Raw genomic sequence first — 24,064 nt, 5'->3', positions numbered from 1 at the left:
CCCGGGTCTCCCCGGTCGTGTCCCGGTGCCCCCGCGTTCCCTGTGATCGCGGGGGCACGCATACTCGGAGGGTGACCGAGTATCAGCCACCCGGCGATCCCTCCGGTGATCCCTCCGGCGATCCTCCCGATGATGATTCCTCCGGCGGCTCCTTCGAGGGCCCCGGCCCCGCGTACGACGCCGTCGTGCTCGCCGGTGGCGCCGCCCGGCGGCTCGGGGGCGCGGACAAGCCCGGGGTGCGGGTGGGCGGCCGGGCGCTGCTCGACCGGGTGCTCGCGGCCTGCGCCGACGCCCGGACTACGGTGGTCGTCGCCGGTCCCCGCCCCACCGCGCGGCCCGTGATCTGGGCCCGTGAGGAACCCCCGGGCGGCGGCCCCCTGGCCGCGCTCGCCGCCGGACTCCGGCACACCACGGCCGACCGGGTCGTCCTGCTCTCCGCCGACCTGCCCTTCCTCGACCGCCGCACGGTGCGGGGACTGCTGGCACCCCTTCGGCACGGCACCGCCGACGGCGTGCTGCTGACCGACTCCGACGGCCGGGACCAGCCGCTGGTCGCCGCGTACCGGACCGAGGCCCTGCGCCGCGGGCTGGCCGTGCTCACCGGCCGGCACGGCGAGCTGACCGGCCTGCCCCTGCGCCGGCTGACCGGCTCGCTCGACCTCACCCGTATCTCCGACCCGGTGGCGTCCTTCGACTGCGACACCTGGGACGACATCGCCACTGCCAGGGCACGCATCAGGGAGCATGGACACGTGTTGGATGAATGGATCTCCGCAGTCAAGGACGAACTGGGCATCGACCTGGACGTCGACACCGGCGTACTGCTCGACCTCGCCCGTGACGCCGCCCACGGTGTGGCCCGGCCCGCCGCGCCGCTGACCACCTTCCTCGTCGGCTACGCGGCCGCGCGGGCGGGCGGTGACCGGGAGGCCGTCGCCGAGGCGGCCCGCAAGGCCGCGGCACTCGCCCTGCGCTGGGCCGACGAGGAAACCGCCGACGCCGCCCCCAAGGCTCCCGACGCGACCCTCAGGGCTTCCGACGCCACCCCGGAAGCCCCCGACACCCGCCCGGACGCCTGATGACCGCGCGCGCCGCCCGGGCCGACGGGAACGCCGACGACCTCGACGTCGAGGAGGCGCTCGCTCTCGTGAGAAAACACCCCGACGGCACCACGGACACCCCCCGCCCCACGCACCCGCGCCACGACGCCACCGCCTGGCCCGACGCCCGTGCCGTCGCCGAGGGCGCCCCGCGCCACGGCACCGGTGGACGCACCGGAGGCCGTACCGGCCACCTGCCCCCGGTCGCCGTCCCCCTCGCCTCCGCCCTGGGCCTCACCCTCGCCGCCCCCCTCACCGCCCTCACCGACCTGCCCTCCTTCGACACCTCCGCGATGGACGGCTGGGCGGTCTCCGGACCAGGCCCCTGGTCCGTGCGGGACGAGGGTGTCCTCGCCGGGCACTCCGCGCATCCCCCGCTCACCGACGGTGAGGCCGTCCGCATCGCCACCGGCGCCCGTGTCCCCCCGGACACCACCGCCGTACTCCGCAGCGAGCACGGCCGCACCGACGACAAGGGCCGGCTGCACGTCACCGCGGCCACCCGGCCGCCGCACACCGTCACCCACGGCCAGGACATCCGCCCCCGCGGCCAGGAGTGCCGCAGCGGCGACCAGTTGCTGCCCGTGGGCACCCCGGTGACCCCGCCCGTCCTGGGCATGGCCGCCGCCGCCGGATACGACACGCTCACCGCCGTCCCCCGCCCCCGCGTCGACGTGTTCGTCCTCGGTGACGAACTGCTCGGCGAGGGCCTGCCGCACGACGGGCTGATCCGGGACGCGCTCGGCCCGCTGCTGCCGCCCTGGCTGCGCGCACTCGGCGCGGAGGTCACCGCCGTACGCCGGGTCGGCGACACCGAAGAGGCCCTGTACGAGGCCATCACGGCATCCGGCGCCGATGTCGTCGTCACCACCGGCGGCACCGCCGCCGGCCCGGTCGACCACGTGCACCCCGCACTGCGCCGCATCGGCGCCGAACTCCTCGTGGACGGCGTCAGGGTGCGCCCCGGTCACCCCATGCTCCTGGCCCGCACCAAGGCCGGTCAGTACCTCGTCGGCCTGCCGGGCAACCCCCTCGCCGCCGTCTCGGGCCTGCTCACGCTCGCCGAGCCCCTGCTGCGCACCCTCGCGGCCCGCCCCGCCCCCGAGCCGTACACGCTGCCGCTGCGGGACGGTGTGCAGGGACACCCGTACGACACCCGGCTGGTCCCGGTCGCCCTGCGCGGCGAGCGGGCGGTGCCGCTGCTCTACAACGGTCCGGCCATGCTGCGCGGCATCGCGGCGGCCGACGCGCTCGCCGTCGTCCCCCCCGGCGGTGCGCGGCCCGGCCAGGAGGCGGAGCTGATCGACCTGCCCTGGGCCTCCGGGGGAATCGGGGTGTGTTTCACGTGAAACTTCCGGGCCAGGACGCCATCGCCCGCCAGGCGGACGAACACCTGGTGACCCATCGGGTGAAACTCCCGAGGAAACTGGTGGAGCACCCGGTCCGCCAGGTCGCCAAACGGCTGTCGTGGGCCCTGGTGGTGCTGGTGGTGACGGCGTTCGTCGTGTACGCCGACCACGACGGCTACAACGACAACTCCGACGGGACCCTCGATCTCCTCGACGCGTTCTACTACGCGACCGTCACCCTCTCCACCACCGGATACGGCGACATCACACCGGTCAGTGACGCCGCCCGGCTCACCAACATCTTCGTCATCACGCCGCTGCGCGTGCTGTTCCTGATCATCCTGGTCGGCACCACCCTCGAGGCCCTCACCGAACGTACGCGGGAGGAGTGGCGACTGAACCGCTGGAGGTCCGCGTTGCGCGATCACACCGTCGTCGTCGGATTCGGTACCAAGGGCAGGTCCGCGATCAAGACCGTCTGCGCGACCGGGCTCCGGAAGGAGCAGGTCGTGGTCGTCGACCCCAGTGCGAAGGCGATCGACGCGGCCACGGCGGACGGCTACGCGGGCGTCATAGGGGATGCCACGCGCAGCGAGGTGCTGAAGCGGGCCGAGGTGCAGCGGGCACGGCAGATCATCATCGCGACGCAGCGCGACGACACAGCCGTCCTCGTGACGCTGACGGCGCGGCAGATCAACCGGGGCGCGAAGATCGTGGCCGCGGTGCGCGAGGAGGAGAACGCCCCGCTGTTGAAGCAGTCGGGCGCCGACGCGGTCATCACCAGCGCCAGCGCGGCCGGGCGGCTGCTCGGGCTGTCCGTGCTCAGCCCTTCGGCCGGCATGGTCATGGAGGACCTCATCCAGCAGGGCTCCGGGCTCGACATCGTGGAGCGGCCGGTCATAAAGGCCGAGGTGGGCAAGACACCCCGCGAGATCGGTGACCTGGTGGTGAGCGTCGTCCGCGGGCACCGGGTGCTCGGCTACGACGACCGGGACGTCGGGACGCTGGAGCTGACGGACCGGCTGATCACGATCGTGCGGGCGACGCCGGGCACGCAGATCGCGCCCGACGTCCGCCCGTTCCGCGGCTGAGACCGCGGCCGCAGTGGGGGCCGTGGTCTCAGCGGGGACCGCGGCCGGGACCGTGGTCGAAACCGCAGCGGGGACCGCGGCCGGGACCGTCTACTTCCGGCTGTACAGCCGCATCGTGACCGGCCCGAAGACCGCCACGAACAGTCCGGCCCAGCCCAGCGTCCAGGCGATCTCGTCGGCCGGCCAGTCGCCCGCCATCAGCCCGCGCACCGCGGACGCCAGGTGGGTGACGGGGCTGTTGTTGACGAACGCCTGGAGCCAGCCGGGCATGGTGCGCGGGTCGACGAAGACGTTGGACAGGAAGGTGAGCGGGAAGATCACCATCATGCTGACGCCCATCACCGACTTCTCGGTGCGCAGCATCAGCCCGAACATGGTCCAGATCCACGAGAAGGCGAACGAGAACAGCACCAGCAGCAGGATCCCGGCGAGCACTCCGGGGACCCCGCCGTCGGCGCGGTAGCCGAGGATCATGCCCACGGTCAGCATCACGACGGACGCGATGGTGTAGCGCAGGGCGTCGCCGAGCAGATAGCCGACCATCGTCGACGGCCGCCAGATCGGCAGGCTGCGGAACCGGTCGAAGACGCCCTTCTCGATGTCCGTGTTGACCGAGACCCCGGTGTACATGGTGATCATCACGACCGACATCACCAGGATCCCCGGCAGCAGGAACTGGATGTACTCCTTCGGCGACCCGGCCAGCGCCCCGCCGAACAGGTACGTGTACATCAGCACCATCATGATCGGGAACGCCGTCACGTCGAAGAGCTGCTCCGGCACGTGTTTGATCTTCAGGACCGCCCGCCAGCCGAAGGTCAGCGAGGCGGACCAGGCGCCGGGCCGCGGCGGGCGCTCCTTGGCGACCAGCAGGTCGGCGAGGGAGTCGGTGCGTACCGGGGCGAGTTCGGTGTTCTCGGTGGTCGTCGTGGTGCTCATGCCGCCACCTCGTCCTTCGGGTCGTGGGAGTCGTCCTGGCCGGATGTGCCGGGTACGTGCGTGTCGTGGCCGGTGAGGGCCAGGAACACCTCGTCCAGGCTGGGCTGGCCGAGCGAGAAGTTGTCGACGGTGACGCCGGCCCGGGCCAGCTCGCTCAGCGCGCGGGCGGCCTGCTCGGCGGCCGTGTCGTGGTGCGCGGCGGCGAGGCGGGCGGTCAGCGCCACCGGGTCGGGTTCGGGCTGCACCCGCGCGTCGAGGGTGCGGCGCAGCAGGTCGGCGGCGAGCGGACGCTGCTGCGGATCCCGCAGCCGCAGATGGACGGACCCGGCGCCGACGGACGCCTTCAGTTCGCCCTTGGTGCCCTCGGCGATCACCTTGCCGCGGTCGATGACGGCGATCCGGGACGCCAGCTGGTCGGCTTCGTCCAGGTACTGCGTGGTCAGCAGCACCGTCGTGCCCTGGGCGACGACCGCGCGCACGATGTCCCACACCTGGTTGCGGCTGCGCGGGTCCAGGCCGGTCGTCGGCTCGTCGAGGAACAGCAGGTCGGGGGTGTTGAGGATGGAGGCGGCGATGTCGATACGGCGCCGCATGCCGCCGGAGTAGTGCTTGACCTGCTTCCCGGCCGCGTCCGTGAGCCCGAAGGCCTCCAGCAGCTGGGCGGCGCGGGTGCGGGCGGCGGGCTTGCGGTGGCCGAGGAGCCGGCCCAGCAGGACCAGGTTCTCGGTGCCGGTGAGGTCCTCGTCCACGGAGGCGTACTGGCCGGTGAGGCTCACCCGGCCGCGCACCTCGTCGGCCTCGCGCACGATGTCGTGCCCGAAGACATGGGCCTCGCCGCCGTCGGGCCGCAGGAGGGTGGCGAGCATCTTCACGGTGGTGGTCTTGCCGGCGCCGTTCGGCCCGAGGACCCCGTACACCGTGCCGGCCGGCACGGCGAGATCGACACCGTCCACGGCCCGTGTCTCACCGAAGGTCTTGACCAGGCCCGCGGTCTCGATCGCCAGGCCGGACGTCTGCGTGCTCATGCTTCGGGTCCTTCCGCGTGCTCGGGCTACGCATGGACAGACCTTCACCGTCGCGCAGACTCATCGCTCCCGCACGGGGATTTCCGCCAGGACCGGTCCTACGGCCGAGACAGGGCCGGTCCTACGGCCGAGAAGGGAGCACCCCGGGTCGTAGGCCGCGATGCGCCGGACCTCCGGCACCCCAGGAGTACCGTCCCCCTCATGTATGCGATCACGATTCCCGAACCCGGTGGGCCCGAGGCGCTGGTGTGGGACGAGGTCCCCGATCCCGTGGCCGGTCCCGGAGAGGTCCTGGTCGAGGTGGTGGCCGGTGCCGTCAACCGGGCCGACATCCTCCAGCGGCAGGGCTTCTACGACCCCCCGCCCGGCGCCTCCCCCCACCCCGGTCTCGAATGCTCCGGACGGATCGCCGCGCTCGGTGACGGGGTGAGCGGCTGGGCCGTCGGCGACGAGGTCTGCGCGCTGCTCGCCGGCGGCGGCTACGCGGAGAAGGTCGCCGTCCCGGCCGGACAGCTCCTGCCCGTCCCCGAGGGACTCACCGTCGACCAGGCCGCGGCGCTCCCGGAGGTCGTCTGCACGGTCTGGTCGAACGTCTTCATGGTCGCCCACCTCCGCCCCGGTGAGACCCTCCTCGTGCACGGCGGCTCCAGCGGCATCGGCACGATGGCGATCCAGCTCGCGAAGGCCGTCGGCGCGCGGGTCGCCGTCACCGCCGGCACCGCGGAGAAGCTGGAGCGCTGCGCCGGACTCGGCGCCGACATCCTGATCAACTACCGCGAGCAGGACTTCGTCGCCGAACTGAAGCGGGCCACCGACGGCCACGGCGCCGACGTCATCCTCGACAACATGGGCGCCAAGTACCTGGACCGTAACGTCCAGGCCCTCGCCGTCAACGGCCGGCTCGCCATCATCGGCATGCAGGGCGGGGCGAAGGGGGAGCTGAACATCGGCGCCCTGCTCGGCAAGCGCGCCGCCATCAGCGCGACCTCGCTGCGTGCCCGGCCCCTGGAGGAGAAGGCGGCGATCGTGGCGGCCGTACGCGAACACGTCTGGCCGCTCGTCACCGACGGCCACGTCCGCCCGGTCATCGACCGCGAGATCCCGATGCCGGACGCGGCCACCGCCCACCGGATCGTGGAGGACAGCGGCCACATCGGCAAGGTCCTGCTGGTCACCCCGAACTGAGCCGGCCGGCGGGGCGGGGGCCGTTCCCGTCTCCGGCGCGGCACGCCGGCCGCGTCCACCGGGGGCGGGCTCCCGCCCGGGTACGGCACCGCCCTGTGCGTGCCCCACCCGGTGCGGCAGGGGAGACGGCCCGGAACCGGGGGCCGGCCCCCGGGCTCCGCGTCCTGACGGACAGTCCACCCGTCGGCGGTGTCACTACTACGGTCCGGGCCCCGGAAGGCCGTGTGCGGAGCGCCGCCGCGGTCCCGGTCTCAGGAGGCCGTGTGCGGAGCGCCGCCGCGGCCTGCCGGGAGATTCCCCGGCAGGGGATCCCGCCGGCTCAGGACGCGCCGCGCCCCTGACGCATGCGCAGCGCGACGAAGGCGAGGCCGAAGCCGAGTCCGATGAGCATCAGGCCGCTGCCGAGCGGCAGGATGCGCAGTACGGGCTCGGCGGAGGAGGCGACCGCGTCCGGCTCCGCCGCCCGCGAGGTCGCGGAGGGCACGGGGACCGCCACCTGGGACGCCGGTGTCCGCGGGACGGTGTCGCCCGGCGCCCGGGACACGGCCCCGTCGTCCCCCGGCCGTGCCGGCCGCTCGCCCACCCCCTCGGCACGCCCCGGCTTCCGCGGTACGGCGCCCGCGCCCCCGGCGTCCGGACCGTCCCGGTCGCCGTGCTTCCGTTCCCGCTCCCGTTCCCGCTCCCGCTCCCGCTTCCGCTCCCGTTCCTGCCTCCGTTCCCGCTCCCGCGACTCCCTCTCGACTCTCTCGTGCCGCCCCGGCCGGTCCTGGCCCTCACCCGGCCGGCTCCCGGCCCGCGACGGCTCCCCGGAGGGCGACGGCGAGAGGGACGACGAGGACGACGAGGACGACGACAAGGGGGACGGGGACGAGGGGGACAGGGGCGAGGGGACGGCGCCGTACGCCATCCCCGTACCGGGGGGCGCCACGGCGGGGCCGTACGGCACCACCGCCGTCCCCGTGGCCAGAACAACCGCCGTCCCCATTACACGCAGCCATGGAGCCACGACCGTGACCTCCCGCGCCGGCCGGTGCTCGGTCGCACCGTCGGCAAGATGGGCCGGATGGACGCCAAACAGCCTGGCATTCCAGGATGCTCCCGGCATTCCGGATACGGCCGTCGGACGGACCCCCGCCGGACGACCCCGCTTTCGGGGGCACCGCCGAAACGGCACCCGGCCGTGCGCGACAATGGCGGCATGGAGATGCCGAGGAACGAACGATCGCCGGAGAATCCGCAGATCCTGGTCGTCGGCCAGGACGGCATGGCGCTCAGCGGCGGCACCGGGGACGAGGACTCCCGCGAGACCCCGCTCACGGAGCAGGTCGAGCAGCCGGCGAAGGTCATGCGGATCGGCAGCATGATCAAGCAGCTGCTGGAGGAGGTGCGCGCGGCTCCCCTGGACGAGGCCAGCCGGGTCCGGCTCAAGGAGATCCACGCCAGTTCGGTGAAGGAACTGGAGGACGGCCTGGCCCCGGAGCTGGTCGAGGAGCTGGAGCGGCTCTCCCTGCCCTTCACGGACGAGAACACCCCGAGCGACGCCGAACTGCGGATCGCGCAGGCCCAGCTGGTGGGCTGGCTGGAGGGCCTGTTCCACGGGATCCAGACCACGCTCTTCGCCCAGCAGATGGCCGCACGCGCCCAGCTGGAGCAGATGCGCCGCGCCCTCCCGCCCGGCGTCGGTGACGGCTCGGAGGACCCGCACCCGGGCGGCCGCTCGGGCGGCCCGTACCTGTAGACCGCGCGACGTCCCTGTCCGAACACCCCGAAGGGGCCCGGCATCCGATGCCGGGCCCCTTCGTCACGCCTCGTCCGTCCCGGGGTCAGGACGGGGGGTTGCCCGTCGAGACCTTGAGGGTGATCTCGGGCATGTTCTCGGGGTCGACGTCCGTGCCCGCCGGCGGGAACTGCTCCCTGACGGAGCCCTCGCCGTAGGTGTTCTCGTCGACCTCGACGATCTTGAAGTCTCCCCAGCCGGCGGCCTGGAAGCACTCCTTCACCGACTGGATGTACTTGAACTTGAAGTCCGGGAGCTGGATCTTGTCGGGGTCGTTGGCCGACTCGTACGGCTCCTCGCACTTCTCCTTGTCGATCTTCTTCGACGTGTCGGGTCCGCGGTAACCCTCCACCTTGGCCGCCGACGCCGACGCCGAGGCACCGCCTCCGCCGGCCTGCGGATCCTCGTCACCGCCGTTCATCATCAGCGCCGCGATCAGCCCGCCGACGGCGACGAGGGAGACGACGACCGACCCGATGACCACCGACTTGTTCCGGCCGCCGCCCGAGCCGCCCGATCCGGACGTCTGAGGCGTGATGGTGTACGGCGGCGGGGTCCCCGGCCCCTGCCCCGGCTGCGGCGCGTACGGCGACGGGGCGGGCGTCTGGTAACCGCCCTGCTGCGGATAGCCGTACGCGGGGGACGGCGCGGACGGCGCCGGGGTGGCGTAGGGGTGCGGCGCCGGCTGGTACGGCGTCTGCACGTTGCCCGTGGGTGCCTGCGGCGCCTGGCCGACCGGCGGGAACACCGCGGAACCGACGCCCGCGCCGCTCTGCGCCTGCGCGCCCGGCACGATGCTCGGCGGGGCCGGCTGGAAGGACTGCGCCACCCGCAGGCACTCCCCGCGCATGGACTCCGCGCTGGGGAAGCGCTCGTTCGGATTCTTCTTCAGCGCGCGGGTGATCAGCGCGTCCACGGCCGGCGGCAGCGAACGGTTGATCGAGGACGCGACCGGCGGCTCCTCCTGCACATGCGCGTACGCGATGGCCAGCGGCGAGTCCGCGTCGAACGGCAGCCGCCCGGTGACGAGCTGGAACAGCATGATGCCGACCGAGTACAGGTCGGAGCGGGCGTCCACGCCCCGGCCGAGCGCCTGCTCCGGGGAGAGGTACTGCGGGGTGCCGACGACCATGCCGGTCTGCGTCATCGACGTCACACCGGACTGCATGGCGCGGGCGATGCCGAAGTCCATGACCTTGACCACACCGCGCTTGGTCATCATCACGTTGCCCGGCTTGATGTCGCGGTGGACCAGCCCCATCTCGTGGCTGATCTCCAGGGCCGCGAGCACGTCCGCGGTGATCTTCAGCGCCTTGTCGGCGGGCATCGCGCCCTGCTGCCGTACGTCCTCGTCGAGCACGGAGCCGAGCGGGCGGCCCTCGACGTACTCCATGACGATGTACGGCGTCGTCATGCCGTCGACGTCGTCCTCGCCCGTGTCGAAGACCGAGACGATGTTGGTGTGCGTGAGCTTCGCCACGGACTGGGCCTCGCGGCGGAAGCGCTCACGGAAGGCCTGTTCCCGGCCCAGTTCCGTGTGCAACGTCTTGATGGCGACCTGGCGGTCGAGCACGCTGTCGTAGGCGAGGTGGACCGAGGCCATGCCGCCCTGGCCGAGCAGGTCCCGCAGTTGGTAGCGTCCGCCGGCGAGCGCCCGCCCCGCGTTGTGGCCCTGTGCGCCGTGCTGGCTCATGTTCCGCTTCCCCCGTAGCCTCTCCGGCGTCGCCGTCCCGGTGGCCGATCCGTCGTAGATCCCATGCTCTATTCCCGGCCAAGTCTGCCCCAGGCCACTGACACGTCAAGCGCGGTGCCCGTTCCGTGACCGTACGCGAAGGAAGCGTCGCGGAAGCGTTACAGCGGTCGTACTACCGGTACACGGAATTTGCACGACAGTACGGAGTACGGGTTTCATGGCCGGTCCGTCTCGTGCCGGTCCTGGGAGCCCGTCCCGGACCGGGGGCACACGCTGAGGCTGTAGCGTGGCCGACGAAGACCGTGACAACACCGCGCGCACCGCGGGCAGAAACGACGGCGAGGACTGATGGCACAGCAGCAGCGCGCTCAGGGCCCGTCCGACCCCGAGGCGACTGGCGGCGGCATCTCGGACGCGCCGGACAACTGGGGCAACGGCGGGCTCGTCGGCGACGGCCGGTACCGGCTGACCCACCGGCTCGGCCGGGGCGGCATGGCCGAGGTGTTCGCCGCCGAGGACGTACGTCTCGGCCGCACGGTCGCCGTCAAGCTGCTGCGCGCCGACCTCGCCGAGGACCCCGTGTCCAAGGCCCGCTTCACGCGCGAGGCGCAGTCGGTGGCCGGTCTCAACCACCACGCCATCGTCGCCGTCTACGACTCCGGCGAGGACGTCGTCGGCGGCCAGTCGGTGCCGTACATCGTGATGGAGCTGGTCGAGGGCCGCACCATCCGCGACCTGCTGATGAACGCCGAGGCCCCGGGCCCCGAGCAGGCGCTGATCATCGTCTCCGGTGTCCTGGAGGCGCTCGCCTACTCGCACCAGCACGGCATCGTGCACCGCGACATCAAGCCGGCCAACGTCATCATCACCCACAACGGTGCCGTGAAGGTGATGGACTTCGGCATCGCCCGCGCGTTGCACGGCGCGTCCACGACGATGACCCAGACCGGCATGGTCATGGGCACCCCCCAGTACCTCTCCCCGGAGCAGGCGCTCGGCAAGGCCGTCGACTACCGGTCCGACCTGTACGCCACCGGCTGCCTGCTGTACGAACTGCTGGCGCTGCGGCCCCCCTTCACGGGCGAGACGCCGCTGTCGGTGGTCTACCAGCACGTCCAGGACATCCCCACGCCTCCGTCGGAGGCCTCGGACGCCTGCCCGCCGGAGCTGGACGGCATGGTCATGCGCGCCCTCGCCAAGGAGCCCGACGACCGTTTCCAGACGGCCGAGGAGATGCGCGGGCTGATCCAGTACGCGCTGCAGATGCTCTACGAGCAGGGCGGTCACACCGGCACCTGGAACACCGGTCCGGTGGAGATGCACGAGGGTCCGCGCACCCCGGCGGCCGGCTTCGCGGGCACGACCGTGATGCCGCACCCGGACGTCTCCGGTACGGCGGCGATCCCGCAGCCGATCCTGCCCGCCGGGTACGGCGGTGACGACGGCGGCTTCGAGGGCCACGGCAACAAGGGCAGCGGCCGCGGCAAGCTGTGGGTCCTCGCGGTGCTCGCGGTGATCGCCGTCGCGGCGGGTGTGGCGCTGGCGCTGAACAACGGCGGCGGTGGGGGCGGGGGCAAGACCGACACGTCTCCGTCCGTGACGCAGAGCACCGGGGACGAGAAGGCCAGCGAGAGCCCGAGCGACGAGGCGACCGAGGAGACGACCGACCCCGGCACGGAGACCGAGACCGACCCGGGCTCGGGATCGGGCGGGGGCTGGGAGCAGCCGTACACGCCGTCCCAGGAGCCGACGTACACGGAGACCGAGAGCGAGGCGCCGCCCGCCCCGCCGACGTCCGCGCAGCCGACCCAGACGGGTGGCACCGGGGAAGGCGGCACGGAGGGCGGTGGCACCGAAGGCGGTGGCACAGAGGGCGGCGGCACAGAGGGTGGCGGCACGGAAGGTGGCGGCACGGAAGGTGGCGGCACGGACACGGGCAACGAGAACGCCGGCACGGGCAGCATCAATGGTGTGACCGGCGGCTGACGGGCCGGCGTTCCGGTCGCACCCCGCGCGGCGTACCACTTCCGGCCGCGAAACTCGACCCTTCCCGAGCCCGGGGTGGCCGGGATAACGTGCCGTTGCTCCGGCCTCCTGCGAGGCTGTGACCAGCACACCTTCGGCGCCTTCCCCGATTTACTTGGAAATCCAAGCAAAATCGCAGGTCAGAGGGGTTTCACAGAGATGTGGAGCACTGGGTAACGTGCCTCTTGCAGGGCGCTCGCCGGGGCACCTGTCACGCCTGTTCCCGGCCGAGTGGCACCCACCCCGTGCCCGGTGGTCGAGAACAGGTGAGCCGCACTGGCCTACCGGCAACCCCGGGGGCCGGACCGACGGAGGAGCACACGTGACCGTGGAGAGCACTGCCGCGCGCACATCGCGACGCAGCGCCGGAACAAAGGCCGGCACCACCGGCACCAAGCGCACCACCAGTACCACCAAGAAGGCCACCGGCGCCAAGAGGGCCACCGGCGCCGGGAAGAGCGCCGAGCCCGACCTCGTCCAGTTGCTGACGCCCGAGGGCAAGCGCGTCAAGAACGCCGAGTTCGACGGTTACGTCGACGGCATCACCGCCGACGACCTGCGCGGTCTCTACCGCGACATGGTGCTCACCCGCCGCTTCGACGCCGAGGCCACCGCGCTCCAGCGCCAGGGCGAGCTGGGCCTGTGGGCCTCGCTGCTCGGACAGGAGGCGGCGCAGATCGGCTCCGGCCGGGCGCTGCGCGACGACGACTACGTCTTCCCCACCTACCGCGAGCACGGCGTCGCCTGGTGCCGCGGGGTGGACCCGACCAATCTCCTCGGCATGTTCCGCGGCGTGAACAACGGCGGCTGGGACCCGAACGGCAACAACTTCCACCTGTACACGATCGTCATCGGCTCGCAGGCCCTGCACGCCACGGGCTACGCGATGGGCGTCACCAAGGACGGCGCGGACAGCGCGGTCATCGCCTACTTCGGCGACGGCGCGTCCAGCCAGGGCGACGTGGCCGAGGCCTTCACCTTCTCCGCGGTCTACAACGCCCCCGTGGTGTTCTTCTGCCAGAACAACCAGTGGGCGATCTCCGAGCCGACCGAGAAGCAGTCCCGCGTGCCGCTGTACCAGCGCGCGCAGGGCTTCGGCTTCCCGGGCGTCCGCGTGGACGGCAACGACGTGCTGGCGAACCTGGCCGTCACCAAGTGGGCCCTGGAGCGGGCCCGCGCGGGTGAGGGCCCGACGCTGGTCGAGGCGTTCACGTACCGCATGGGCGCGCACACCACCTCCGACGACCCGACCCGCTACCGCGGCGACGAGGAGCGCCTGGCCTGGGAGGCCAAGGACCCGATCCTGCGCCTTCGCCGCTATCTCGAGGCCTCAAACCACGCGGACGAGGGATTCTTCGCGGAACTGGAGACCGAGAGCGAGGCGTTGGGCAAACGAGTGCGCGAAGCGGTCCGTGCCATGCCGGACCCGGACCACTTCGCCATCTTCGAGAACGTGTACGCGGACGGACACGCGCTCGTGGACGAGGAGCGTGCGCAGTTCGCGGCGTACCAGGCGTCGTTCGCGGACGCGGACGGGGGTAAGTGACATGACGGAGAAGATGGCCCTGGCCAAGGCGATCAACGAGTCGCTGCGGCACGCCCTGGACGCGGACCCCAAGGTCCTCGTCATGGGTGAGGACGTCGGCAAGCTCGGCGGCGTCTTCCGGGTGACGGACGGCCTGCAGAAGGACTTCGGCGAGAGCCGCGTCATCGACACCCCGCTCGCCGAGTCGGGCATCGTCGGCACGGCGATCGGCCTGGCCCTGCGCGGCTACCGCCCGGTGGTGGAGATCCAGTTCGACGGCTTCGTCTTCCCGGCGTACGACCAGATCGTCACGCAGCTCGCGAAGATGCACGCCCGCTCGCTGGGCAAGGTCAAGCTCCCCGTCGTCGTGCGCATCCCCTACGGCGGCGGCATCGGCGCGGTGGAGCATCACTCCGAGTCCCCCGAGTCGCTGTTCGCGCACGTGGCCGGCCTGAAGGTCGTGTCGCCGTCGAACGCGTCGGACGCGTACTGGATGATGCAGCAGGCCGTCCAGAGCGACGACCCGGTGATCTTCTTCGAGCCCAAGCGGCGCTACTGGGACAAGGGCGAGGTCGACACCGAGGCGATCCCCGGCCCGCTGCACACCGCGCGCGTGGTGCGCGAGGGCACGGACCTGACGCTCGCGGCGTACGGCCCGATGGTGAAGCTCTGCCAGGAGGTCGCCGACGCGGCGGCCGAGGAGGGCCGCTCCCTGGAGGTGCTGGACCTGCGCTCGGTCTCCCCGATCGACTTCGACTCCATCCAGGCGTCGGTGGAGAAGACGCGCCGCCTGGTCGTGGTCCACGAGGCACCGGTGTTCTTCGGTTCCGGCGCGGAGATCGCCGCGCGGATCACGGAGCGCTCCTTCTACCACCTGGAGGCCCCGGTGCTGCGGGTGGGCGGCTACCACGCCCCGTACCCGCCGGCCCGCCTGGAGGAGTCCTACCTCCCGGACCTGGACCGGGTGCTCGACGCCGTCGACCGCTCGCTGGCGTACTGAGGAGAGGGCCGTGACGACGATGACGAACGCGTCCGTACGCGAGTTCAGGATGCCGGACGTGGGCGAGGGCCTCACCGAGGCCGAGATCCTCAAGTGGTACGTCCAGCCCGGTGACACGGTCACCGACGGCCAGGTGGTCTGCGAGGTCGAGACGGCGAAGGCGGCCGTCGAACTGCCCATCCCCTACGACGGGGTGGTCCGCGCGCTGCACTTCCCCGAGGGCACCACGGTCGACGTGGGCACGTCCATCATCGCGGTGGACGTCGCGGGCGGCGCGGCGCCGGCGGAGGAGGCACCCGCCCCCGCTCCCGCCGAGGAGCCCGCGGCGCCCGAGGAGCAGCCGGCGGCCCGTCAGCCGGTCCTGGTCGGTTACGGCGTGGCGACGTCCTCGACGCGCCGCCGCCCCCGCAAGGCGTCGGCCCCGGACGCCGCCGTCCAGCAGGCGGCGGCAGCGGTCCAGCAGGAGCTGAACGGCCACAGCGCCCCCGCCGTCTCCCAGGAGCGTCCGCTGGCGAAGCCCCCGGTGCGCAAGCTGGCGAAGGACCTGGGCGTCGACCTGACGACGGTCACCCCGACCGGCCCGGACGGCGTCATCACCCGCGAGGACGTCCACGCGGCGGTGGCGGCGGTCCAGGCACCGCAAGAACAGCCCGCCCTCGTGTCCGCACCCGCTCCGGCCGCCCCCGCGGCCCCGGTGTCGTACGACACCGCCCGCGAGACCCGTATCCCGGTCAAGGGGGTCCGCAAGGCCACGGCGGCGGCGATGGTCGGCTCGGCGTTCACGGCGCCGCACGTCACGGAGTTCGTGACGGTGGACGTGACGCGGACGATGAAGCTGGTCGAGGAGCTGAAGCAGGACAAGGAGTTCACGGGCCTGCGCGTGAACCCCCTGCTGCTGATCGCCAAGGCGCTGCTGGTCGCGATCAAGCGGAACCCCGACATCAACGCCTCCTGGGACGAGGCGGCCCAGGAGATCGTGGTCAAGCACTACGTCAACCTGGGTATCGCGGCGGCCACCCCGCGCGGCCTGATCGTGCCGAACATCAAGGACGCCCACGCCAAGACGCTGCCGCAACTGGCCGAGTCCCTGGGTGAACTGGTGTCCACGGCCCGCGAGGGCAAGACCTCGCCGTCCGCCATGCAGGCGGGCACGGTCACGATCACCAACGTCGGCGTCTTCGGCGTCGACACGGGCACGCCGATCCTCAACCCCGGCGAGTCCGCGATCCTCGCGGTCGGCGCGATCAAGCCCCAGCCGTGGGTCCACAAGGGCAAGGTGAAGCCCCGCCAGGTCACCACCCTGGCGCTCTCCTTCGACCACCGCCTGGTCGACGGCGAGCTGGGTTCCAAGGTCCTGGCCGACGTGGCGGCGATCCTGGAGCAGCCGAAGCGGCTGATCAGCTGGGCCTGACGCCCGCGAACCGCTGGATTCACGAGACGGGAGGGGCGCCGCGACTTCGGATCGCGACGCCCCTCCTGCCGTGTGCCGGCCGGCCTAGGAGAGCACATACACCGGAGCCCCGTCCTCGGCCCCACCCTGCGAGCGGATGCAGGCGTGCTTGCGCAGCAGCCGGAGACAGTCGTTGACACGTCGGACGGAGAGCCCTGTGCGGGCGGCGATCGACTCCAGCGGCTCGCGCAGCTCACCCTGCTCGACGAGCACCGGCGCGATCACCACGGCCACCGCCCACACGTCCTCGGTCACGGACAGCCGCTGCCGCCAGTCGGCCAGCACCGACTCGGTGGTGGGCCGCGCGGTGAGGAGCGCCGTGGGCGTCCGGCGTTCGAGGACGAGGGTGTCGAACCGGTCCGCGATGCGTTCCATCGCCCGGACCATGGCCTGCTGTACGGCGAGGGTGGCCTGCTGGGTGACCAGCAGTTCCCTCTGCAGGGTCACCGTCTCCTTCTGCAAAGCGATCGACTCGCGCTGCCCGGCGGCCAGTTTCTCGTCCAGTTGAAGGTTGTGCGCCTCCAGCCGGACGATGGCCTCGGCGACCTGCTCCGGCATGGCGTAGGCGATGGGGGCGCCGGGCTCGGAGGGCTGCACCTCGGCCTCGTCGAGAGTGTACGAACCCTCGCGCTGGACGGTCTCGATCACCTCGGCGACCCACTGCTTGAAGGGGGCGCAGGACGGTTTCGTGCAGGCGTTGACGAGGAGGATGAGACCCTGAAGAGAGATGACTTGCAAGTCTCGGCGCCACTCCCTACCTGCGGGAATGCTGAGACCGTAACCTCCAGTTACGGTCTCGATACACTCTCGATGCTCGTCCGGCACATGGTCTGCGAGCGCCTTGCGAGAGTTGGTGTGGCCGAGTTCCTTGCAGACGTCCACCGCCGGGAACCAGTGCGTCCCGTCCGGCATCGTCAGCCTCCGCACCCGGGCGCCGGTCGCCGCGTAGACGAAGTCGCTGACGTCGATCGCCTCGTGCCGCTCGGCGGAGTTCGGTCGTTTGCTGGGTTCGTTCATGTGAATTACCTCCGCTGCGGAACGTAGAGCGGGGCGGAACGCATATGCCAGCCAGTTCGATGATGTTCACGACTGCGAGCGAACGTGAAGGAAAGCCGCTGTGCCGGCTTATGACGACGTGTAGGGCGAGTGTCCGGGGCGGGCGGGACCGGCGGCACGACGACATTTCTCAGCACCGTTCCCACCTGCGTAAACGCTGAGACCGTGACTTCCAGTCACGGTCTCGGACATCTTTCGTGGCCCCATGCCGAAGGCCGTGCGAGGCATACGGAAGGGGCCCACCCGTGCGGGTGGGCCCCTTCCCGGTTCGGTGGTGTCAGATCTTGCCGAAGCCGTAGCCCAGGAGCTTCTTGGCGTCCTTCTCGCGCTGGGTGGCGGAGGAGGAGGCGAGGACCGTGCCGATGACCGTCTTGCCGTTGCGGGTCGCGGCGAAGACCAGGCAGTACTTGGCCTCCGGGCCCGAGCCGGTCTTCACGCCGATCGTGCCGCTGTAGCTGCTGAGCAGCGTGTTCGTGTTGGTCCACGGCGCCATCGTGCGGGTGCTGCCCGTCTTCGTCTTGGTCTTCGCCGTGTACTTCTTCGTCTTCACGATCGAGCGGAACGTGGAGCTCTTCATCGCGCTGCTCGCGATCTTCGTCAGATCGCGCGGCGTCGAGTAGTTGCTGCCGTTCCCGATGCCGTCGAAGGAGTCGAAGTGGGTGTTCTTCAGGCCCAGCTTCTTCGCCTCGGAGTTCATCTTGCCGATGAACGACTTCACGCGGGCCGCACGCGTCGAGCCCGAGCCGAACTTGTCCGCCAGCGCGTACGCCGCGTCGCAGCCGGACGGCAGCATCAGCCCGTACAGGAGCTGGCGCACGGTGACCTTGTCACCGACGATCAGCCGCGCCGACGAGGCGTTGTTCTTCACGATGTAGTCGCTGTACGCCTTCTGGATCGTGACCTTGGTGTCGAGGTTCAGGTTCTTCTGCGCCAGCACCACCTTCGCGGTCATGATCTTCGTCGTCGAGCCGGTCGAACGGCGTGTGTCCGCCGCCTTCGTGTACAGCGACTTGCCGTTCGCGTTGTTCATCACGAAGCCGCCCTTGGCGACGATGGACGGCGCGGCGGCGGCCTGCGCGGGCGCGGCGTAGAGGGCCCCGGAGGCGAGTACGGCGCCGGTGGTCATGGCGACGCCGACGGCTCTGCGGACACGGAAGCCCTGAATGTCGATCTTCAAGTCGAATACCCCGATTACCTGGAATGGCCTTACCCTGCGGCCAAGTTGAGGCGCGGCCATAAAGGGGCCGCGCCTGTCTGACTCGTGACGTGTGCGGATGGTTGTGCGTGGATCGGGGGTCGCTTCCGACTTCTCCGGGTCCGGGTCCGGGTCGGAGCCTGTATCCGAACCCGTATCGGAGTCCGCATCGTGGATGGATTCTTCCATGCGTGCGTGTTGTATCTATCCTGTCCGCATGACCAGCATGGCCCCCGTGAAGCAACCCCCCGCCGCCGACCGCGTCTACACCCACGTCAAGCAGGGCGTACTGGACCGCCGCTACGAGGGCGGGACGCTGCTCACCGAAGGCGAGCTGGCCGAGGCCGTGGGGGTCTCGCGGACCCCCGTGCGCGAGGCGCTGCTGCGGCTGCAGGCCGAAGGGCTGCTCAAGCTCTACCCGAAGAAGGGCGCCCTCGTCCTGCCCGTCTCCGCGCAGGAGATCGCCGACGTCGTCGAGACCCGGCTGCTCGTCGAGGAGCACGCCGCCCGGAAGGCCGTACCCGCGCCGCCCGGTCTCATCGAGCGCCTCGAGGAGCTGCTCGCCCGGCAGAAGGAGCAGGCCGCGGCCGGTGACTTCGCCGCGGCCTCCGTCACCGACCGGTGCTTCCACGCCGAGATCGTCCGCAGCGGTGGCAACGAGATCCTTTCCCGCCTCTACGACCAGCTCCGCGACCGCCAGCTCCGGATGGGCGTCGCCGTGATGCACTCCCACCCCGACCGGATCGCCAAGACCCTCGCCGAGCACGGGGAGATCCTCCAGGCGCTGCGCTCCGGCGACGCGGAGGCTGCCGTCGGGGTCGTGCACCGGCACGTCGGCTGGTTCTCCCACCTGGCCCGGGGCGAGGTGCGATGAGCGGCACGCTGCCCGGGGATCCTCCCGGCGGACGGCGCGCCCTCGCCGTGTGGGGGATCGGCGTCTCGGTCTACTTCGTCGCCGTCATCTTCCGTACGTCGCTGGGGGTGGCCGGCCTCGACGCCGCCGACCGCTTCGACGTGGGCGCCTCCGCCCTGTCCACCTTCTCCATCCTCCAGCTGCTGGTCTACGCGGGCATGCAGATCCCCGTCGGACTGCTGGTCGACCGGCTCGGCACCAAGAAGGTGCTGGGCATCGGCGTGGTGCTGTTCACGGCCGGGCAGCTCGGCTTCGCGTTCTCCCCGTCGTACGGCATGGCGCTCGCCTCTCGGGCCCTGCTCGGCTGCGGTGACGCGATGACGTTCATCAGCGTGCTGCGGCTGGGCACCCGGTGGTTCCCGGCCCGGCGCGGGCCGCTGATCGCGCAGATGGCGGGGCTGGCCGGAATGGCCGGAAACCTCGTCTCCACGCTGGTCATCGCACGGCTGCTGCACGGCGTCGGCTGGACGGCGGCGTTCGCGGGGAGCGCGCTGGCCGGTGTCGTGGTGTTCGTGCTGCTCCTGTTCTTCCTCAAGGACCATCCCGAGGGGTACGAACCGGAGCCGGTGCCGCACCAGGGGGCCGCTTACATACGCCGTCAGATCGCCGCCTCCTGGCGGGAGCCGGGGACGCGGCTGGGGCTGTGGGTGCACTTCACGACCCAGTTCCCGGCGATGGTGTTCCTGCTGCTGTGGGGGATGCCGTTCCTGGTGGAGGCGCAGGGGCTGTCGCGGGCGGTCGCCGGCGAGCTGCTGACCCTCGTCGTGCTGTCCAACATGGCCTTCGGGCTCGTCTACGGCCAGATCATCGCCCGGCGTCACGAGGCGCGGCTGCCGCTGGCGCTGGGGACGGTGGGGGCGACGGCGGTGCTGTGGGCCGCGACGCTGGTCTGGCCGGCGGACACGGCGCCGATGTGGCTGCTGGTGGTGTTGTGCGTGGTGCTGGGGGCCTGCGGGCCGGCGTCGATGATCGGGTTCGACTTCGCGCGGCCGGCGAATCCGGCCGAGCGGCAGGGGACGGCGTCGGGGATCACGAACATGGGGGGCTTCGTGGCCTCCATGACGACGCTGCTCGCGGTCGGGGTGCTGCTGGATGCGACGGGGGACGACTATGCCGTCGCCTTCTCGGCCGTGTTCGTGCTGCAGGTGTTGGGTGTCACCCAGATTCTGCGGTTGCGGAGGCGGGCGGTGCGCAGGGAGCGGGAGCGGTTGGTCGCGAGCCGGGTGAGTTCGGTGCACGTGCCTGTGTAGGCGCCCGGTGTCGCTGCTGGGCGGGGGTGGGTCGCGCGGCCGGCGCTTGCCGGGTGCCTCCCCCAGAGGGAGTACCCCCAGCCCACCCGTGCCGCTGGGGGTACCTCCCAGGCCCATAAGGCACTGGGGGAGGCACGATTGCCCGCGACTTTTACGGCGTGACCGCGAAGTAGCGGAGGATCGCCGCCGCCAGGTCCGGGTCGCCCTCCGTCTTCACCCGGTCCGTCACCGCTTCCGCCGTCACCCGGCCGCAGGCCAGGCGGACGTAGGTCTCCCAGTCGAGGGCGAGGGAGGCGGCCGGGCCGAGGGCCGGGGCCGTTTCCAGGGTGCCCCGGCCCTGGATGTCGACGCGGATGGTGCGCAGGAACTCCACCGGACCGTGGACGTCGATGACCACGGCCGAGCTGCGCGGTGCCTGCGCCAGCTCGGCGACCACGCGCGGCAGCTCGGCGAGCAGCACGTCACGGGCGATGTACGCGCCGGGGGAGTCGAGGTTGCCGGGGCGGCCGAGGGCCGTGCGCAGGTCCTGTTCATGCGCCCACACGGCGAAGGCGTGCCGGCGCATGGACTCCTCCAGCGTCAGCTCCGTGCCGAGCGGTCCGCGCACCGTGGCGCCGGGCGCGCGGTTCTCGTTCCGCAGCTGACGGTTGCGGCGGATGATCATGAGTTCCAGCTCGGAGGTCATCTCCGGCGCCGTGTGGTGGCGGCGCACGTCGACCTGCATCTCCATGTACCGCTGGTGGTCGTTGGTGACGTGGAACAGGTCGCGCGGCAGGGTGTGGATGGGGCGGGGGTCGCCGTACATCTCGGAGTCCAGGCCGATGACGTGCGAGACGATGTCGCGGACCGACCAGCCCGGGCACGGCGTCCGCCGGTTCCAGTCGGCCTCCGGGAGCGGCTGCACCAGCTCGGATATCGCCTCGATGGAGTGGGTCCAGGCGTCGGCGTAGGGCTGGAGGGTGGGATGCAGGCTCACGGAAACGGGACCCCTCGGCGGTCGGTACACGGGCAGGTTGTGGCGGCGGTGCCAGTGGGCGGTGGCTGCACTCGGCGGGTGTCTCGGGACGCTAAGTTACGCTGCTGTGAGGCACCCCGGCAGTGCTTTCGTGTGACGATCGTAGGCCCGTGTGCGCGGGTCGAATGCCAGGACGGTGGTAGTGTGCGCGCTTCCTTGCTCCAAGTCGCCGTGAACGAGGACGAATCGGTCGAATCGCGTCGGTTGCGGGTCGCCGGGACGGTACGGGATCAGGCCGGGGCCGATCTCGTCGTGCTGCCGGAGCTGTGGACCACGGGCGCGTTCGCGTACGAGCGGTTCGGCAGTGAGGCGGAACCCCTCGAAGGGCCGACCTTCGAGGCGATGGCCAAGGCCGCGAGCGACGCGGGCGTGTGGCTGCACGCGGGCTCGATCCCCGAGCGTGCCCCTGACGGCACCCTCTACAACACCTCCCTCGTCTTCTCCCCCTCCGGGGACCTGGCCGCCTCCTACCGCAAGATCCACCGCTTCGGCTTCGACAAGGGCGAGGCCGTGCTGATGGGGGCGGGCGACGCACTGGTGACGGTCCGTCTGCCGCACACCGTCGTCGGTGTGGCGACCTGCTACGACCTCCGTTTCCCCGAACTCTTCCGCGGTCTCGTCGACGCCGGTGCCGAGACCCTCGTCGTCCCGGCGGGCTGGCCGGAGCGCCGCCGGTCCCACTGGACGCTCCTGGCCCGGGCACGGGCGGTGGAGAACCAGGCGTTCGTCCTCGCCTGTGGAACGGCCGGGACCCACGCGGGGGTTCCGCAGGCGGGTCACTCGATCGTGGTGGATCCGTGGGGCGAGGTCCTGGCCGAGGCGGGCCCCGGCGAGCAGGTCCTCACGGTCGACTTCGACCCGGCCACGGTGGCGGGCACCCGCGACCGCTTCCCGGCCCTCAAGGACCGCGTCCTGGGCCTGGACCGCCCCCGCGGCTGACCGGGGCGGGGGCCTAGTCCTCCCGCTCCTTCTCCGCCAGGTTGATCACGCACACCGCCACCGCGATCAGCAGCGCCGGGTCCGCGTCCTCGCGCACGACGTCGACGGCGTAGGTGTCCCGCAGGCTCAGCAGCCGCCGGGAGATCACGGCGAGCAGTTCGCCGTCGTACTCGACGGCGAACTCCCGGTCGAGGATCCGGCCGCTGACGTCCAGTTCGGTGCCGCCGTCCGCCAGCGCCACCCGGTAGTGGTTGCGCAGCAGCGACAGCCGTTTGCGCCGGACGGTCGCCAGCGGCTCCCCGCCGCGCTCGATCACCATGGTGTCCCGCAGGGCGAACATCTTCTGGCGGATGTCGATGAGGACGCGGCCCTCGGTGTCCTTCAGCTCGAAGGTGTCCCGCAGCCGCATGGCCTTGCCGTCGACGAGGAAGACCCGGTTCCCCCGGTCGTCCTCGATCCAGTAGTCGTCCCCGATCCCGAGGATCCGGTCCCGCACAAGGAATCTCATGGCACGAGGGCTTCCCCGCCGGGCGTTCCGAAACGCCGCCGGTAGGCCGACGGGCTGAGTCCCGTCCCGCGCCGCAGCCGCGCCCGCAGGTTCGCCGCCGTCCCCAGGCCGCTGCGCGCGGCCACCACGTCCAGCCGCCGCTCTCCCCGCTCGATGAGCCGGCACGCCAGCGCCACGCGCTCACCGGTCAGCCACGCGAGCGGCGTCGTGCCGAGCTGCGCGCGGAACCGCCGGTGCAGGGTGGCCGGGCTCACCGCCGCCCGCGCCGCCAGGTCCGCCACCGCCAGCGGTTCGGCCAGCCGTGCCTGCGCCCACGCCAGCAACGGTCCCAACGACTCGTCCGGCACGGCCGGAACCGGACGCTCCACGAACTGCCGCTGTCCGCCGTCCCGGTGCGCGGCGAACACCAGGCGCCGGGAGACCGCGTTGGCGGTCTCGGCCCCGTGGTCCCGGCGCCACAGGTGCAGCCCCAGGTCCAGCGCGGCGGAGCTGCCCGCGGCGGTGAGGACGTCCCCGTCGTCCACGAACAGCACATCCGGCTCCAGCAGCACCTTCGGGTGCAGCTCCCGGAAGGCGTCCACCCACATCCAGTGCGTCGCGGCGCGGCGCCCGTCGAGCAGACCCGCCTCGGCGAGGGCGAAGGTGCCGGTGCAGAAGCTGACGAGACGGGCGCCCCGCGCGTGGACGCGCCGGATCGCGTCGAGGACCGCCTCTCCGCGCGGTACGACGTTGTCCGGCCGCCCGGGCACGACGAGGGTGTCGGCGTCGTCCACGGCATCCAGCCCGGCCACCCCGGTCATCGTGAAGAACCCATGGTTCATGGGCACCTCCGGCGTGGGCGTGCACAACGTCACCCGGTAGGGCGCACACGGCATGCCCAGTTCGGGCCGGGGCAGCCCGAACAGCTCGGTGGCCACACCGACCTCGAACGGGTTGGTGCCCTCGTCGACGATCACGGCGACGCGGTGGGTGCGCGGGGACTGAGAGGATCCTTGCGGCATGCGCGATTTCTAGCACTGGCCCGGTGCC

21 protein-coding genes are annotated in these 24,064 nt (G+C 71.7%); 12 read left to right on the top strand and 9 right to left on the bottom strand.

From position 1 onward, the window contains the following. The first annotated feature begins 71 nt into the window (after positions 1-71). Genes IH50_RS0103135 through IH50_RS0103125 form a run of 3 tightly spaced genes read left to right on the top strand, consistent with a single transcriptional unit; the run spans position 72 to position 3,540 of the window. Positions 72-1,079 (top strand): NTP transferase domain-containing protein, encoded by a 1,008-nt coding sequence (locus IH50_RS0103135; RefSeq protein ID WP_030856939.1) that lies wholly within the window; start codon positions 72-74, stop codon positions 1,077-1,079. Next, positions 1,079-2,449, top strand: coding sequence for a molybdopterin molybdotransferase MoeA (locus tag IH50_RS0103130; RefSeq protein WP_030856937.1), 1,371 nt, complete (start codon positions 1,079-1,081; stop codon positions 2,447-2,449). Before IH50_RS0103135 ends, IH50_RS0103130 begins: the two co-directional genes overlap by 1 nt. Next, positions 2,446-3,540, top strand: coding sequence for a potassium channel family protein (locus tag IH50_RS0103125; RefSeq protein WP_030856935.1), 1,095 nt, complete (start codon positions 2,446-2,448; stop codon positions 3,538-3,540). The genes IH50_RS0103130 and IH50_RS0103125 overlap by 4 nt, the downstream gene beginning before the upstream one ends. A 90-nt stretch (positions 3,541-3,630) precedes the next feature. Here IH50_RS0103125 and IH50_RS0103120 read toward each other — a convergent pair whose 3' ends face one another. Both IH50_RS0103120 and IH50_RS0103115 read right to left on the bottom strand, forming a co-directional pair. Then, the gene (locus IH50_RS0103120) at positions 3,631-4,479 is read right to left on the bottom strand and encodes an ABC transporter permease (RefSeq protein ID WP_030856933.1); all 849 of its coding nucleotides are present in this window, start codon (positions 4,477-4,479) and stop codon (positions 3,631-3,633) included. Next, positions 4,476-5,504 carry an ATP-binding cassette domain-containing protein gene (locus tag IH50_RS0103115; protein ID WP_030856931.1) on the bottom strand — a complete coding sequence of 343 codons (1,029 nt, stop codon included), beginning with the start codon at positions 5,502-5,504 and terminating at the stop codon, positions 4,476-4,478. The genes IH50_RS0103120 and IH50_RS0103115 overlap by 4 nt, the downstream gene beginning before the upstream one ends. A 201-nt stretch (positions 5,505-5,705) precedes the next feature. On the opposite strand from IH50_RS0103115, the gene IH50_RS0103110 reads away from it, so the two are divergent. Continuing rightward, the gene (locus IH50_RS0103110; protein ID WP_030856929.1) at positions 5,706-6,689 is read left to right on the top strand and encodes an NAD(P)H-quinone oxidoreductase; all 984 of its coding nucleotides are present in this window, start codon (positions 5,706-5,708) and stop codon (positions 6,687-6,689) included. A gap of 319 nt (positions 6,690-7,008) precedes the next feature. Here the strand turns inward: IH50_RS0103110 and IH50_RS43130 are convergent, their stop codons facing one another. After that, positions 7,009-7,695: a hypothetical protein gene (locus tag IH50_RS43130; protein ID WP_158801150.1), complete on the bottom strand. Its 687-nt coding sequence runs from the start codon at positions 7,693-7,695 to the stop codon at positions 7,009-7,011. A 192-nt stretch (positions 7,696-7,887) separates the two neighbouring features. Between IH50_RS43130 and IH50_RS0103095 the strand changes: the two genes are divergently transcribed. Next, positions 7,888-8,427, top strand: a complete 540-nt coding sequence (locus tag IH50_RS0103095; RefSeq protein WP_030856927.1) for a bacterial proteasome activator family protein — start codon at positions 7,888-7,890, stop codon at positions 8,425-8,427. A gap of 85 nt (positions 8,428-8,512) precedes the next feature. On the opposite strand, the gene IH50_RS0103090 is transcribed toward IH50_RS0103095, so the two are convergent. Next, positions 8,513-10,159 carry a protein kinase domain-containing protein gene (locus IH50_RS0103090; RefSeq protein WP_030856925.1) on the bottom strand — a complete coding sequence of 549 codons (1,647 nt, stop codon included), beginning with the start codon at positions 10,157-10,159 and terminating at the stop codon, positions 8,513-8,515. A gap of 348 nt (positions 10,160-10,507) precedes the next feature. Between IH50_RS0103090 and IH50_RS0103085 the strand changes: the two genes are divergently transcribed. The 4 genes from IH50_RS0103085 to IH50_RS0103070 all read left to right on the top strand — a co-directional run bounded on the left by IH50_RS0103085 (position 10,508) and on the right by IH50_RS0103070 (position 16,120). Further along, complete coding sequence (locus IH50_RS0103085) at positions 10,508-12,145, top strand: protein kinase domain-containing protein (RefSeq protein WP_030856923.1); 1,638 nt, start codon at positions 10,508-10,510, stop codon at positions 12,143-12,145. Between the two features lie 361 nt (positions 12,146-12,506). Then, a complete protein-coding gene (pdhA, locus tag IH50_RS0103080) occupies positions 12,507-13,730 on the top strand; it encodes a pyruvate dehydrogenase (acetyl-transferring) E1 component subunit alpha (protein ID WP_030856921.1) in 1,224 nt (407 codons plus the stop codon). 1 nt (position 13,731) lies between these two features. Further along, on the top strand, positions 13,732-14,709 hold the full coding sequence (locus tag IH50_RS0103075; protein ID WP_030856919.1) for an alpha-ketoacid dehydrogenase subunit beta: 978 nt from the start codon (positions 13,732-13,734) through the stop codon (positions 14,707-14,709). Positions 14,710-14,719: 10 nt separating this feature from the next. Beyond that, positions 14,720-16,120, top strand: coding sequence for a dihydrolipoamide acetyltransferase family protein (locus IH50_RS0103070; protein ID WP_051767152.1), 1,401 nt, complete (start codon positions 14,720-14,722; stop codon positions 16,118-16,120). An 84-nt stretch (positions 16,121-16,204) separates the two neighbouring features. Here IH50_RS0103070 and IH50_RS0103065 read toward each other — a convergent pair whose 3' ends face one another. Both IH50_RS0103065 and IH50_RS0103060 read right to left on the bottom strand, forming a co-directional pair. Next, positions 16,205-17,176 (bottom strand): Bro-N domain-containing protein, encoded by a 972-nt coding sequence (locus IH50_RS0103065; protein ID WP_030856915.1) that lies wholly within the window; start codon positions 17,174-17,176, stop codon positions 16,205-16,207. 316 nt (positions 17,177-17,492) lie between these two features. Next, the gene (locus tag IH50_RS0103060) at positions 17,493-18,341 is read right to left on the bottom strand and encodes a D-alanyl-D-alanine carboxypeptidase family protein (protein ID WP_420709005.1); all 849 of its coding nucleotides are present in this window, start codon (positions 18,339-18,341) and stop codon (positions 17,493-17,495) included. Between the two features lie 286 nt (positions 18,342-18,627). On the opposite strand from IH50_RS0103060, the gene IH50_RS0103055 reads away from it, so the two are divergent. Both IH50_RS0103055 and IH50_RS0103050 read left to right on the top strand, forming a co-directional pair. After that, complete coding sequence (locus tag IH50_RS0103055) at positions 18,628-19,284, top strand: GntR family transcriptional regulator (RefSeq protein WP_030856911.1); 657 nt, start codon at positions 18,628-18,630, stop codon at positions 19,282-19,284. Then, complete coding sequence (locus IH50_RS0103050) at positions 19,281-20,573, top strand: MFS transporter (protein WP_030856909.1); 1,293 nt, start codon at positions 19,281-19,283, stop codon at positions 20,571-20,573. Before IH50_RS0103055 ends, IH50_RS0103050 begins: the two co-directional genes overlap by 4 nt. A gap of 151 nt (positions 20,574-20,724) precedes the next feature. Here IH50_RS0103050 and IH50_RS0103045 read toward each other — a convergent pair whose 3' ends face one another. Then, complete coding sequence (locus IH50_RS0103045; protein ID WP_030856907.1) at positions 20,725-21,549, bottom strand: maleylpyruvate isomerase family mycothiol-dependent enzyme; 825 nt, start codon at positions 21,547-21,549, stop codon at positions 20,725-20,727. A 183-nt stretch (positions 21,550-21,732) separates the two neighbouring features. Here IH50_RS0103045 and IH50_RS0103040 point away from each other — a divergent pair, with 183 nt between their 5' ends. After that, positions 21,733-22,527: a carbon-nitrogen family hydrolase gene (locus IH50_RS0103040; protein WP_030856905.1), complete on the top strand. Its 795-nt coding sequence runs from the start codon at positions 21,733-21,735 to the stop codon at positions 22,525-22,527. A 13-nt stretch (positions 22,528-22,540) separates the two neighbouring features. Here the strand turns inward: IH50_RS0103040 and IH50_RS0103035 are convergent, their stop codons facing one another. Together IH50_RS0103035 and IH50_RS0103030 are read right to left on the bottom strand one after the other, a co-directional pair. Next, entirely contained in the window at positions 22,541-23,035 is a 495-nt protein-coding gene (locus IH50_RS0103035) for an LURP-one-related/scramblase family protein (RefSeq protein ID WP_030856903.1), read from the bottom strand. After that, the gene (locus IH50_RS0103030; protein ID WP_030856901.1) at positions 23,032-24,036 is read right to left on the bottom strand and encodes a GlxA family transcriptional regulator; all 1,005 of its coding nucleotides are present in this window, start codon (positions 24,034-24,036) and stop codon (positions 23,032-23,034) included. Before IH50_RS0103030 ends, IH50_RS0103035 begins: the two co-directional genes overlap by 4 nt. Positions 24,037-24,064 lie beyond the last annotated feature (28 nt).

Source organism: Streptomyces sp. NRRL S-37, from assembly GCF_000721605.1.
In the GTDB taxonomy this organism is placed as follows: Bacteria; Actinomycetota; Actinomycetes; order Streptomycetales; family Streptomycetaceae; genus Streptomyces.
This window is presented reverse-complemented; position numbering and strand designations above follow the sequence as displayed.

What these genes read in the sequence shown, in the direction of transcription:
- IH50_RS0103060 (WP_420709005.1), bottom strand. Translation starts at nt 18,341, where the DNA reads ATGACCACCGGCGCCGTACTCGCCTCCGGGGCCCTCTACGCCGCGCCC.
- IH50_RS0103075 (WP_030856919.1), top strand. Translation starts at nt 13,732, where the DNA reads ATGACGGAGAAGATGGCCCTGGCCAAGGCGATCAACGAGTCGCTGCGG.
- IH50_RS0103030 (WP_030856901.1), bottom strand. Translation starts at nt 24,036, where the DNA reads ATGCCGCAAGGATCCTCTCAGTCCCCGCGCACCCACCGCGTCGCCGTG.
- IH50_RS0103130 (WP_030856937.1), top strand. Translation starts at nt 1,079, where the DNA reads ATGACCGCGCGCGCCGCCCGGGCCGACGGGAACGCCGACGACCTCGAC.
- IH50_RS0103090 (WP_030856925.1), bottom strand. Translation starts at nt 10,159, where the DNA reads ATGAGCCAGCACGGCGCACAGGGCCACAACGCGGGGCGGGCGCTCGCC.
- IH50_RS0103110 (WP_030856929.1), top strand. Translation starts at nt 5,706, where the DNA reads ATGTATGCGATCACGATTCCCGAACCCGGTGGGCCCGAGGCGCTGGTG.
- IH50_RS0103065 (WP_030856915.1), bottom strand. Translation starts at nt 17,176, where the DNA reads ATGAACGAACCCAGCAAACGACCGAACTCCGCCGAGCGGCACGAGGCG.
- IH50_RS0103115 (WP_030856931.1), bottom strand. Translation starts at nt 5,504, where the DNA reads ATGAGCACGCAGACGTCCGGCCTGGCGATCGAGACCGCGGGCCTGGTC.
- IH50_RS0103095 (WP_030856927.1), top strand. Translation starts at nt 7,888, where the DNA reads ATGGAGATGCCGAGGAACGAACGATCGCCGGAGAATCCGCAGATCCTG.
- IH50_RS0103055 (WP_030856911.1), top strand. Translation starts at nt 18,628, where the DNA reads ATGACCAGCATGGCCCCCGTGAAGCAACCCCCCGCCGCCGACCGCGTC.
- IH50_RS0103035 (WP_030856903.1), bottom strand. Translation starts at nt 23,035, where the DNA reads ATGAGATTCCTTGTGCGGGACCGGATCCTCGGGATCGGGGACGACTAC.
- IH50_RS0103085 (WP_030856923.1), top strand. Translation starts at nt 10,508, where the DNA reads ATGGCACAGCAGCAGCGCGCTCAGGGCCCGTCCGACCCCGAGGCGACT.
- IH50_RS0103120 (WP_030856933.1), bottom strand. Translation starts at nt 4,479, where the DNA reads ATGAGCACCACGACGACCACCGAGAACACCGAACTCGCCCCGGTACGC.
- IH50_RS0103050 (WP_030856909.1), top strand. Translation starts at nt 19,281, where the DNA reads ATGAGCGGCACGCTGCCCGGGGATCCTCCCGGCGGACGGCGCGCCCTC.